The organism is Streptomyces sp. NPDC008121 (assembly GCF_042957155.1).
Classification (GTDB): Bacteria; Actinomycetota; Actinomycetes; order Streptomycetales; family Streptomycetaceae; genus Streptomyces.
Genome location: NZ_JBIBHT010000006.1, coordinates 63499 through 75826 on the forward strand (window position 1 = coordinate 63499; position 12328 = coordinate 75826).

At 73.0% G+C, this 12328-nt stretch carries 8 protein-coding genes; 5 read left to right on the forward strand and 3 right to left on the reverse strand.

The genetic code is table 11. The features are described from left to right. Positions 1-13 precede the first annotated feature (13 nt). Together ACFZBD_RS20845 and ACFZBD_RS20850 are read right to left on the reverse strand one after the other, a co-directional pair. Positions 14-1183: a trypsin-like serine peptidase gene (locus ACFZBD_RS20845; RefSeq protein ID WP_391141364.1), complete on the reverse strand. Its 1170-nt coding sequence runs from the start codon at positions 1181-1183 to the stop codon at positions 14-16. Positions 1184-1400: 217 nt separating this feature from the next. Further along, positions 1401-2576, reverse strand: a complete 1176-nt coding sequence (locus tag ACFZBD_RS20850; protein WP_391141367.1) for a trypsin-like serine peptidase — start codon at positions 2574-2576, stop codon at positions 1401-1403. A 525-nt stretch (positions 2577-3101) separates the two neighbouring features. On the opposite strand from ACFZBD_RS20850, the gene ACFZBD_RS20855 reads away from it, so the two are divergent. From ACFZBD_RS20855 to ACFZBD_RS20875, 5 genes are all read left to right on the forward strand, one after another. Continuing rightward, positions 3102-4517, forward strand: a complete 1416-nt coding sequence (locus tag ACFZBD_RS20855; protein WP_391142199.1) for a diaminobutyrate--2-oxoglutarate transaminase family protein — start codon at positions 3102-3104, stop codon at positions 4515-4517. 40 nt (positions 4518-4557) lie between these two features. Further along, on the forward strand, positions 4558-6507 hold the full coding sequence (locus ACFZBD_RS20860; RefSeq protein WP_391141369.1) for an IucA/IucC family protein: 1950 nt from the start codon (positions 4558-4560) through the stop codon (positions 6505-6507). 80 nt (positions 6508-6587) lie between these two features. Further along, complete coding sequence (locus ACFZBD_RS20865; protein ID WP_391141372.1) at positions 6588-7376, forward strand: GNAT family N-acetyltransferase; 789 nt, start codon at positions 6588-6590, stop codon at positions 7374-7376. Between the two features lie 60 nt (positions 7377-7436). Then, positions 7437-9266 carry an IucA/IucC family protein gene (locus ACFZBD_RS20870; RefSeq protein ID WP_391141373.1) on the forward strand — a complete coding sequence of 610 codons (1830 nt, stop codon included), beginning with the start codon at positions 7437-7439 and terminating at the stop codon, positions 9264-9266. A gap of 38 nt (positions 9267-9304) precedes the next feature. Beyond that, positions 9305-11278 (forward strand): helicase C-terminal domain-containing protein, encoded by a 1974-nt coding sequence (locus ACFZBD_RS20875; RefSeq protein WP_391141375.1) that lies wholly within the window; start codon positions 9305-9307, stop codon positions 11276-11278. Between the two features lie 212 nt (positions 11279-11490). Here ACFZBD_RS20875 and lexA read toward each other — a convergent pair whose 3' ends face one another. Next, the gene (lexA, locus tag ACFZBD_RS20880) at positions 11491-12282 is read right to left on the reverse strand and encodes a transcriptional repressor LexA (protein ID WP_365713772.1); all 792 of its coding nucleotides are present in this window, start codon (positions 12280-12282) and stop codon (positions 11491-11493) included. Positions 12283-12328: the final 46 nt, after the last annotated feature.

A 12328-nucleotide genomic window follows, 5' to 3' on the forward strand; every position in this document is an offset into this window, starting at 1 on the left:
ACGTGCCCGCGGATCAGCGGGCGAACTTCTTGCTCACCATCTCGTGCGCGTCCTTAGCGCCGCTGCCGAGCTGCGGTCCGGCCAGCCAGCCGTTGCCGCCGACCGGGCCGATCGAGGTGTTCGACACCAGCGCCACCTTGCCGTTCGGCATCGTACGGATCCAGCCGCCGCCCGAGGAGCCGCCGGTCATCGTGCAGCCGATGCGGTACATCGTGGGCGTGGCGGGCGCCGTGCTGAGCCGGCTCGGCCGGTCCAGGCACTTGTGCATGATCAGACCGTTGTACGGCGGAGCGGCCGGGTAGCCCCAGGCGCCCATCGAGCCTGCCTGGGCCGCGGTCGGTGCCGAGAAGTCGATCGGCAAGGCGACGCCCACCGTCTCCTCCAGCGACTTCCCGCCCCGCTCCGGCTGCACGTGCATCACGGCGTAGTCGTACGGCCAGGCCGCGTTCGTGCCGCCGCGGTTGATCCACGCACCCGAGGTGACGACCCAGTCGGCCCAGTACTGGCCGTAGGGAGCGACCTCGTGCGACCGCGCGTTGTTCAGCGAGGACGCCGACTTGCCCAGGTCGTTGTAGGCCGGGACGAACGCGATGTTGCGGTACCAGCCGCCCTTCTGACCCGCGTGCACGCAGTGGCCGGCCGTCCACACGAGGTTGGACTTCCCGGGCCGGCGCGGGTCCTTCACGACGGTGCCGGAACAGACCATGTGGCCCTGCGGCGAGTCGAAGAAGATCTTCCCGACCGGCGCCGCGTTGCGGTGGTACGGCGTCTTCTCACGCTGCGCCTGGACCGGCCGCGGCACCGGGTCGCTGCCGCCGGCGCCCGCCGTGGCGGTGATCGTGGGGTCGGGGCTCTTCGCCGACTTCATGCGCTCGGGGTTCCACAGCCCCTCGATCACCGGGTTGACGAAGTCCTCGGCTTCACGGAGCCAGGTGTCCTTGTCCCAGTTCTTCCACTCGCCGTCCTTCCACTTGTCCGGGTCGACGCCGTGCTTCTTGAGCTTGTCGGCCAGGTCCTTGGGAAGTGCGCTGCCGCTCCCACCCGCGGTGGGCTCGGCGGTGGCGGTGGTCGCGGCGGCGGGCTTGTCGGCCGCCGGCGTCTCGGTCGGACCGCAGCCGGTGGCCGCCAGCGAGAGCGCCACGGCCAGGCCGGCGAAGGCCGGCAGAAGTTTTGTCGAACGCATGAGTCGAAATCCCCCTGGGATGTTTCCCGCGCCACGGACACCCCGAGGGGGTTGCCATGGACGCGTCACTAGCGGTGCACAGTATGCCCGCACGAAGGAGGCGGGACCCCGTGGGGGCCCGCCTCCGAACCCGTACCGATCGGGCCTCACGGCCCCGTGAGCGGGCGGCCGGCGCCTCCGGGACGCCGACCCCTGCCGCATACTTTCCGGACGCGGCCTAGCGGCCCGCGTACTTCTTGCTGACCTCGTCGTAGACGCCCTTGGCCTCGGCGCCCAGCCGCGGCCCGGCCAGCCAGCCGGCCGTCACCGGGCCGATCGAGGTGTTGGAGACCAGCGCCGGCTTGCCGTCCTTGCCCGGGGCGACCCAGCCGCCACCGGACGAACCGCCGGTCATCGTGCAGCCGATGCGGTACATCGTGGGCTGGTCCGCCTTCACCGACAGGCGGCCCGGCTTGTCCTGGCACTGGTACATCTTCTGGCCGTCGAAGGGGGCACCGGCCGGGTAACCGGTCGCCGTCATGCCCGCGATCTTCGGCGCGGCCGGGGCGTTGAACTCCACCGGAAGCGCCGAACCGACCGTCTCCTCCAGCGACTTGCCCGTGCCGCCCTTCTCCGGTGTCACATGGATCACCGCGAAGTCGTACGGCGCGCCCTGACCACCGGTCGCCGCGCCCTGGGCGATCCACTGCTCGGACGTCTGCGCCCACTCGCCCCACCACACGCCGTACGGCGCGACGTCCTCACGGGTCGCGTTCTCCAGCTGGGAGGTCGGCTTGCCGCTGTCGTTGTACGAGGGCACGAAGGCGATGTTGCGGTACCAGCCGCCCTTTTTGCCGGCGTGCACGCAGTGGCCCGCCGTCCAGACCATGTTGGACTTCCCCGGGTGCGCCGGGTCCCGCACGACCGTGGCCGAGCACACCATCGAGCCCTGCGGGCCGTCGAAGAAGACCTTGCCCGCCGCGGGGGCACTGGAGTGGTACGGCGTCCCCACGGCCTTCGCCCTGACCGGGTCGGGCGTCGGGTCGGTGACCCCCTCGTCACCCGAGATGTCCTCCTCCTCGACCGGCTTGTCGGGGCGCTCGGCCTCCCGCATCCGGTCCGGGTTCCAGAGGTCCTCGATGATCGGGTTGACGTAGTCCTGGGCCTCACGCAGCCATGTGTCGCGGTCCCAGTTCTTCCACTCGCCGTTCCGCCACTTGTTTAGGTCTATCCCGCGCTCCTTGAGGCGGTCCTTGAGGTCCTCCGGAATCGTGACCTTCCCGCCGGCGGACGGGGTCGCGGAAGCGCTGGGCTTGTCGCCCGCGTTCTCCTCGGTCGGCCCGCAGGCCGTCACCGTCAGCGTCAACGCCGCGACGGCGGCTGCCGAGGCCAGCAGCGGACGAATAGATCGCATCTCGAGATCCCCCTGGGACTACGTCAACTTGTGCGTGTGTGAACCGTGGTGAACCGCTCCGGCGCCGTCGACCGCCGCCGGGGCGCGGCCCCCATGATGCCGGTGCCGGTGGGGACGGCGTGCGGCAGGTCCGCGGTTCCGGACCCCGTACAGCCGTTGCCGGGCTGTGATCCGGCCCCGTCAAGGATCTTGGAATTGGCCCGTGATCCCCGGGACCCCGCGTCGTTGGTACGTACGGGGGATCCCCAGGAAGCGTTCACGGCCGTCGTACGCGCGGTCGAGCGACGTACCGATGTGCAACGCAACTGTTACAGCGGGAGGACACCGAGCGTGGCCGTGACCGAATCAGCTCCGGCCGTACCCACGGCCGCGCAGACAACGGCGGGCGAGCGGACCCCGGGGGAGCGGGCCCCCGCGGCGCGGATCCCCGAGGGACGGGCCCCGGGGGAGCGGCCCGCACGGGAACGCGCGGGGGAGCGGGCCTCGGGAGAGCGGCCCACCGGCGAAACCGGCGCCCACGAGGGCATCCTGCGCCGCCAGTCGCTGCGCGAGTCCGCGGCGCGCACCTACGCCCGCTCGCTGCCGATCGTGCCCGTCCGGGCGCGCGGGCTGACCATCGAGGGCGCCGACGGCCGCCGCTACCTCGACTGCCTCTCCGGCGCGGGCACCCTGGCCCTGGGCCACAACCACCCGGTGGTCCTCGAAGCCGTCCGCAAGGTCCTCGACTCGGGCGCCCCGCTCCACGTCCTCGACCTCGCCACCCCGGTCAAGGACGCCTTCACCACCGAGCTGTTCGCCACCCTCCCGCCCGGACTCGCCGACGACGCCCGCATCCAGTTCTGCGGGCCGGCCGGCACGGACGCCGTCGAGGCCGCCCTCAAACTCGTCCGGACGGCCACCGGCCGCGGCGGGCTCTTCAGCTTCACCGGCGCCTACCACGGCATGACCGCCGGAGCCCTCGACGCCTCCGGCGGCGCCACGGACGTACGCGTCACCCGGCTGCCCTACCCCCAGGACTACCGCTGCCCCTTCGGCGTCGGCGGCGACCGGGGCGCCGAACTGGCCGCCCGCTGGACGGAGAACCTCCTCGACGACCCCAAGAGCGGCGTCACCACCCCCGCCGGGATGATCCTCGAACCCGTGCAGGGCGAGGGCGGTGTCATCCCCGCCCCCGACGCCTGGATGCGCCGGATGCGCGCGATCACCGCCGCCCGGTCCATCCCCCTCATCGCCGACGAGGTCCAGACGGGCGTCGGCCGCACCGGGACCTTCTGGGCCGTCGAGCACAGCGGTGTCGTGCCCGACGTGATGGTCCTCTCCAAGGCCATCGGCGGCTCCCTCCCCCTCGCCGTGATCGTCTACCGATCCGAGCTCGACGCCTGGGAGCCCGGCGCCCACGCCGGCACCTTCCGGGGCAACCAGCTCGCCATGGCCGCCGGTGCCGCCACCCTCGCGTACGTACGGGAGAACAAGCTCGCCGACCGCGCGGCCACCCTCGGCGCACGGATGCTCGGCCGGCTCCAGGGGTTTGCCGCCGACCACCCCTGCGTCGGCGACGTCCGCGGCCGGGGCCTCATGATCGGCGTCGAGCTGGTCGATCCGTACGCCGACGCGACGCCGCGGCCGGCCGCCGAGGACGGCCCGGCCCCCGACGTCCTCGCACCGCCGGCCGCCCCCGCCCTCGCCGCGGCCGTCCAGCGGGAATGCCTCGACCGCGGGCTCATCGTCGAACTCGGCGGCCGTCACGCCGGAGTCGTCCGCCTGCTGCCGCCGCTCACCCTCACCGACGAACAGGCCGAGGCCGTCCTCGACCGCTTCGCCGACGCCCTGGCCGCGGCCGAACGCGCCCACCGTCCGGGCCCGCCCGTCCCCGCCGCGCACCCCCGGACCGTGCGTACCCCCTCCGTGCACCGCCGGGCCGCGACCGGACCCTCCCACTGATCCCGGACCGAACACCGGACACCCTCACAAGGAAGCCCCCGTGAACGCCACTCCCGCCTCCGAAGCGTCCGACTCCGGCAGCGCCGCGCTCGGCCCGCTCACCGTCGAGCCGGCCACCGTCCCCCGCCAGCACTCCGGTCCGTACGACCCCCGGCCCGCGCCGCACCCGGCCGCGGCGCCCGGGGCCTCGGCCACGGCCTGTGACGAGCACCGCGACGGCGAGGGCGCCGGCCGGCGTGACGACCACGGCGACAGCCACGCCGACGCCCCTCTCGACCCCCTCGACCACCCCGACCCGCAGCGGGCCGCGGACACCGCGACCATCGAGAACCTGCTGCGCTGCTGGGTACGCGAGAAGAACCTCCCCGCCCCCGACGCCGGCACCCTCCGCGTCCCCCTCGACGCCAGCGGCACCGCCCTCCTCGTCCCCGTCCGCTACTGGTCGCCCACCGGCTGGCACCGCTTCGGCGCCCCCGCCCTCGAAGGCCTCGCCGCCACCGCCCCGGCGGTCGACGCCGTGACCGTCGCCGCCCTGCTCAGCCGCGAGACCGGCCGCTCCGAAGGCACCGACCTCGTCGGCCGCGTCGCCGACTCCGCCCGCCGCACCGCCGACTTCATCGCCGACCGCCGCCGCCGGCCGCGCCCCGGCCTCGACGCCGACCTCTTCCTCAGCGCCGAACAGTCCCTGCTCCTCGGCCACCCACTCCACCCGACGCCGAAGAGCCGGGAAGGACTCTCCGAGGCGGAGATCCGCCTCTACTCCCCGGAGTTGTACGGCTCCTTCCCCCTCCACTGGATGGCCGTCGACCGCGCCGTCCTCGCCTCCGACTCCGCCTGGACCGAACAGGGCCGGCCGGTCACCGCCGAACAGCTCGCCACCGGCCTCGCCGAAGGCCTCGCGCCGCCCCCGGGCACCGTCCCGCTGCCCCTCCACCCCTGGCAGGCCCGCGAACTGCTCCACCGGCCCGCCGTCGCCGCCCTCCTCGACGCCGGCCTCCTGCACGACCTCGGTCCCCACGGCGGCGCCTGGCACCCCACCTCCTCCGTCCGCACCGTGCACCGCCCCGGCGCCCGGACGATGCTCAAGCTCTCCCTCGGCGTCCGCATCACCAACTCCCGCCGCGAGAACCTCCGCAAGGAACTCCACCGGGGCGTCGAGGTCCACCGGCTCCTGCGCACCGGCCTGGTCGACCAGTGGCAGGCCGCCAACCCCGGCTTCGACATCGTCCGCGACCCCGCCTGGCTCGCGGTCGACGCCCTCGACGGCACCCCCGTCCCCGGCCTCGACGTCATGGTGCGCCACAACCCCTTCGCCGCAGGCGACGACGCCGTCTGCATCGCCGCCCTCACCGCCCCGCGCCCCTGGCCCGGCACGAGCCGGATGCGGTCCCGCCTCGCCGACATCGTCACCCGCCTCGCCGCCCGCACCGGCCGCCCCACCACGGCGGTCGCCGCCGAGTGGTTCCTGCGCTATCTCGACCAGGTCGTCCGCCCCGTGCTCTGGCTCGACGGCGCCGCAGGAGTGGCCCTGGAAGCCCACCAGCAGAACACGCTCGTTCTCCTCGACCCCGAAGGCTGGCCCGTCGGCGGCCGCTACCGCGACAACCAGGGCTATTACTTCCGCGAGTCCCACCGCGACGAGCTCACCGGTCGGCTGCCCGGCATCGGCCTCGCCAGCGACACCTTCGTCTCCGACCAGGTCACCGACGAGCGCTTCGCCTACTACCTCGGCATCAACAACGTCCTCGGGCTCATCGGGGCCTTCGGCTCCCAGCGCCTCGCCGACGAACGCGTCCTGCTGGCCGGCTTCCGGCAGTTCCTGGCCTCCGCGACCGGCCTGGGCTCGCCGCTGCCGCACCGGCTCCTGGAGGCCGCGACCCTGCGCTGCAAGGCCAACCTCCTGACCCGCCTCCACGGCCTGGACGAACTCGTCGGCCCCGTCGACACCCAGTCCGTGTACGTCACCATCACCAACCCGCTCCGCAGCTGAAAGCCCCCGGCGGCAGCCGCACTCCATCGCCGACCGACGACCACACCCCTTCGCCGTACTGCCGAGAGGAGAACGTCACCGTGTCCCCCACCGACGCGACCACCGCCTCCGCCGTCGACCGGACCGATCCCGACGTCACGTCCTGCACGGTGTCCGACCCCGCCGCCCCGCCCGATGCCGACGCCCTGTACGCCCCCGACGCCGACCCGGGCTGCGACGACACCCTGGACATGCGCCTGCCCGAGGAACTTTTTGCCCCGTTGGCGGTCGGCGGCGAGACCGCGGTGACCACCCGCGGCGACCTGCTCGACGACGTCCCCGCCTGGAAGCCCGCCACCACCCCCGCCGGCCCGTTCCGGCTCGTACCCGTACGGATCGAACGGGACGTGCCGCTCATCAGCCGCTGGATGAACGATCCGGCCGTGGCCGCCTTCTGGGAGCTGGCGGGACCCGAGACCGTGACCGCCGACCACCTCCGCGGCCAACTCGACGGCGACGGCCGCACCGTGCCCTGCCTCGGGGTCCTCGGCACCACCCCCATGAGCTACTTCGAGATCTACCGCGCCGATCTCGACCCGCTCGCCCGCTACTACCCCGCCCGCCCCCACGACACCGGCATCCACCTGCTCATCGGCGGCGTCGCCGACCGCGGGCACGGCATCGGCACCACCCTGCTGCGCGCCGTCGCCGACCTCGTCCTGGACCATCGGCCCCGGTGCACCCGCGTCATCGCCGAACCCGACGTACGCAACACCCCGTCCGTCTCCGCCTTCCTGAGCGCCGGCTTCCGCTTCTCCGCGGAGGTCGAGCTCCCCGACAAACGAGCCGCCCTCATGATCCGCGACCGCGCCCTCCGAGACGTCCTGTGAACCCCCCTCTGCCGTCCATACACCGCTCACCCACAGCGGTCACCACCCCGAGGAGTCCCCGTGCCGTCGTCCCCTGCCACCCATGACTCCGCACCGCTCTCACCCCCCGAGCTGAACGCCGCCGCGTGGGACCTGGTCTGCTCCCGCCTCCTCGCTAAGACCCTCGGCGAGTTCGCGTACGAGGAGATCATCGAACCCGTCCCCGCGGACGACCCCGGCGGCACCGCCCCCGCCCTCGGCTCCCACAACACCACCGGCGTCCTGTCCCACACCCTCCGCCTCGACGACGGGTCGGTCCTCGCCTTCTCCGCCGGCCGTGGCGCGTACGGAAGCTGGCGCGTCGCACCCGAGTCGATCACCCTCGACGGCCGGCCGCTGACCGACCCCCTCGACTTCCTGGTCCGGGCCCACCGGCTCCTCGGCATCGACGGCGCGACCCTCGGCCACCTCATCCGGGAGCTGACCACCACGCTCGTCGCGGACGCCCGCCTCCACCACACCGCGCTCCCCGCGGCCCGGCTCGCGGACCTCGGCTACGCCGAACTCGAAGGCCACCAGACCGGTCACCCCTGGCTCGTCCTCAACAAGGGCCGCATCGGTTTCTCCGCGGCCGACGCCGCCCACTGGGCCCCCGAAGCCCGCCGCGCCACCCGCCTCCCCTGGATCGCGGTCAGCACCGAGCTCGCCTCCTACCGCGGGGTCCCCGGTCTCGGCACCCCCGACCGGCTCTACGCGGGCGAGCTCGACCCCCCAGTGCGCGACGCCTTCCGCGCCGAGCTGCGCGGCCGGGGCCTCGACCCCGACACGTACCTCCTGCTGCCCGTCCACCCCTGGCAGTGGGACGAGACCCTGCTCCCGCTCTACGCCCCCGCCGTCGCCTCCGGAGCCATCGTCCCGCTCCCCTCCGACGGCGACCTGCGCCTGCCGCAGCAGTCCGTCCGTACGTTCCTCAACACCAGCCGCCCCGACCGGCACACCGTCAAACTGCCGCTCTCCGTCCTCAACACCCTCGTCTGGCGGGGCCTCCCCACCGAGCGGACCCTCGCCGCCCCGGCCGTCACCTCCTGGGTCCACGGACTGCGCGACGCCGACCCCTTCCTCCGCGACGAGTGCGGAGTGATCCTCCTCGGCGAGGTCGCCTCCGTCACCGTGGAGCACCCCCTCTACGACCGGCTGCCCGAGGTGCCGTACCAGTACAAGGAACTCCTCGGCGCGATCTGGCGCGAACCGCTGCGGCTGCCCCCGGGCGAGCGCGCCCGCACCCTCGCCGCCCTGCTGCACACCGATCCGGACGGGCGCGCCTTCGTCGCCGAGCTGGTCGAGCGCTCCGGGCTCCGCCCCGCGGTCTGGCTCCAGCACCTCTTCGCCGCCCTGCTGCCGCCGCTGCTGCACTTCCTCTACCAGTACGGCACGGTCTTCTCCCCGCACGGCGAGAACGCCATCGTGGTCTACGACGACCACGACGTCCCCGTGCGCCTGGCGATCAAGGACTTCGTCGACGACGTGAACGTCAGCGCCCTGCCGCTGCCGGAGCACGACACCATGCCCGAGGACGTCCGCAGCGTCCTGCTCACGGAGGAGCCGGGCTTCCTCACGCAGTTCATCCATTCAGGTCTCTTCGTCGGCGTCTTCCGCTATCTGGCGCCGCTGTGCGAGGAGCAACTCCGCGTGCCGGAAACCGATTTCTGGGCCATGGTGCGGGCGGAGATCCTTCGCCACCAGGCGCGCTTCCCGGAGCTGAAGGAACGGTTCGAGCTGTTCGATCTCCTCAGGCCGCGGATCGAGCGGCTCTGTCTCAACCGCAACCGTCTGCACCTGGACGGCTACCGCGACCGCCCGGTCCGGCCGCACGCGGCCGTCCACGGCACCGTCCCGAATCCGCTCGCGTGATCCCGAGTGTCAGTGCCGCGCCGTAGGGTGGAAGCGCTATGACGAAGCCATCCCTCCCCGAACTCCTCCACGCCGCAGTCTCCGCCGTCGGCGGTGTGGAACGGCCTGGCCAGGTGTCCATGGCCGAAGCCGTCGCCGAGGCCATCGACGACAGCTCCCACCTCCTCGTCCAGGCCGGCACCGGCACGGGCAAGTCCCTCGGCTATCTGGTGCCGGCCCTGGCGCACGGGGAGCGGGTGGTGGTGGCCACGGCCACGCTGGCGCTCCAGCGCCAGCTGGTCGAGCGTGACCTCCCGCGCACGGTCGACGCCCTCCACCCGCAGCTGCGGCGGCGCCCCGAGTTCGCCATGCTCAAGGGGCGGTCGAACTATCTCTGCCTGCACCGCCTCCACGAAGGCGTGCCGCAGGAGGAGGAGGACGGGCTCTTCGACCCCTTCGAGGCCGCGGCGCCCACGAGCAAGCTCGGCCAGGACCTGCTGCGGCTGCGGGACTGGTCGGACGAGACCGAGACGGGCGACCGGGACGCCCTCACCCCCGGCGTCTCCGACCGGGCGTGGGCCCAGGTGTCGGTCTCGTCCCGCGAGTGCCTCGGGGCGAGCAAGTGCGCGTACGGCGCGGAGTGCTTCGCCGAGGCGGCCCGCGAGCGGGCCAAGCTCGCCGATGTCGTGGTCACGAACCACGCCCTCCTGGCGATCGACGCGATCGAGGGCGCCCCCGTCCTTCCCCAGCACGAGGTGCTGATCGTGGACGAGGCGCACGAGCTGGTCTCCCGGGTCACCGGCGTCGCCACGGGCGAGCTCACCCCGGGCCAGGTCAACCGAGCGGTCCGGCGGAGCGCGAGACTGGTCGACGAGAAGACCGCCGATCAGCTGCAGACCGCGGCCGAGGGCTTCGAACGGGTCATGGAGCTGGCCCTTCCGGGCCGGCTCGAGGAGATCCCGGAGGATCTGTCGTACGCGCTGATGGCGCTGCGGGACGCGGCCCGCGCGGTGATCACCGCCCTGGGGTCGACCCGGGACAAGTCGGTCCAGGACGAGGACGCCGTCCGCAAGCAGGCGATGGCGTCGGTGGAGAGCATCCACGGCGTCGCCGAGCGGATCGTCCAGGGCAGCGAATACGACGTCGTCTGGTACGAACGGCACGACCGGTTCGGCGCCTCGGTGCGGGTCGCCCCGCTCTCCGTCTCCGGCCTGCTGCGCGAGAAGCTCTTCGCGGACCGGTCCGTCGTGCTCACCTCGGCCACCCTCAAGCTGGGCGGCGACTTCAACGGTGTGGGGGCCTCTCTGGGACTCGCTCCGGAGGGCACGGAGGGCGACGACATCCCGGTGTGGAAGGGCATCGACGTCGGCTCGCCGTTCGACTATCCCAAGCAGGGCATCCTCTACGTCGCGAAGCATCTGGCCCGGCCCGCGCGCGACGGTGATCGCGGCGACATGCTGGACGAGCTCACGGAGCTGATGCAGGCGGCCGGCGGGCGCACCCTCGGTCTGTTCTCCTCGATGCGGGCGGCCCAGCTGGCCGCGGAGGAGCTGCGCACGCGCATCCCCGAGCTCCCGATCCTGCTCCAGGGCGAGGACACCCTCGGCGAGCTGATCAAGAACTTCTCGGCCGACCCGAAGACCTGCCTCTTCGGCACGCTGTCGCTGTGGCAGGGGGTGGACGTCCCGGGCGCCAGCTGCCAGCTCGTCGTCATGGACAAGATCCCCTTCCCGCGTCCGGACGACCCGCTGATGAGCGCGCGCCAGAAGGCGGTCGAGGAGGCGGGGGGCAATGGCTTCATGGCCGTCGCGGCCACCCACGCGGCGCTGTTGATGGCGCAGGGCGCCGGCCGTCTCGTGCGCGCCACGGGCGACCGGGGTGTCGTCGCCGTTCTCGATCCGCGGTTGGCCACGGCTCGGTACGGCAGCTATCTGAAGGCGTCACTGCCCGACTTCTGGTACACGACGGACCGTAACCAGGTGCGGAAGTCGCTGGCGGCGATCGACGCGGTTTCCAAGGCGGCGGGCGTCTGAGCGATCCCCGGGGGCGCGCCGGAACCGTCGCGCCCTGGGGGCCGCAGGACCGGCGCCGTGTGCAGGGTGGTGCGTGGCGCGGGCCTGGCGATCGCAGTGGGGTCGGGCAGCGGTGGGCGGTCGCCGGAAGGGTGCAGTCCGCGTGAGGACACGGCAGGGCCCCGGGACCGGCGCAGTGGGTCCCGGGGCCCGGTCAGAGCCGGCGCGTGGTGTCACACGCGCCGCAGGACCGCCACAACCTTGCCGAGGATGGTGGCCTCGTCGCCGGGGATCGGCTGGTACGCCGCGTTGTGCGGCAGCAGCCAGACGTGGCCGTCCTCGCGCTTGAAGCGCTTCACGGTCGCCTCGCCGTCCAGCATGGCGGCGACGATGTCGCCGTTCTCCGCGACCGGCTGGCGGCGCACGGTGACCCAGTCGCCGTCGCAGATCGCCGCCTCGATCATGGAGTCGCCCACGACCTTGAGGACGAACAGCTCGCCGTCGCCGACCAGCTGCCGGGGGAGGGGGAAGACGTCCTCGACCGACTCCTCGGCGAGGATGGGGCCACCGGCGGCGATCCGGCCGACCAGGGGGACGTACGACGCGGCGGGCTTGCCGCTGGTGTCGGTGGGCTGGGTGCTGGGCTGGTCGGAGCCGCGTACCTCGTAGGCCCGGGGGCGGTGCGGGTCGCGGCGGAGGAAGCCCTTGCGCTCGAGGGCCATCAGCTGGTGCGCCACGGAGGAGGTGCTGGAGAGGCCCACCGCCTGGCCGATCTCGCGCATCGACGGGGGGTAACCCCGCCGCTGGACCGAGTCGCGGATGACCTCGATGACCCTCCGCTGCCGGTCGGTGAGGCCGGAGCTGTCCGCCCTGATCCCCGGAGGTCGTCCCGGCAGCGAACGCGCGGGCCGGCCAGGCTCCCCGTCCCCGTTCATGACTGTGTCGTTCATGGCATGCACCGGCTCGAGTCGGCCCTGGGAGCGGTCCTGGGCGGTGATGGTGGCACTGTCTGCGGTGGTGGTCACGTCGTCGGCCCCTCTCGAATGGTCTCCCTGGCTGGCACAACGGTAG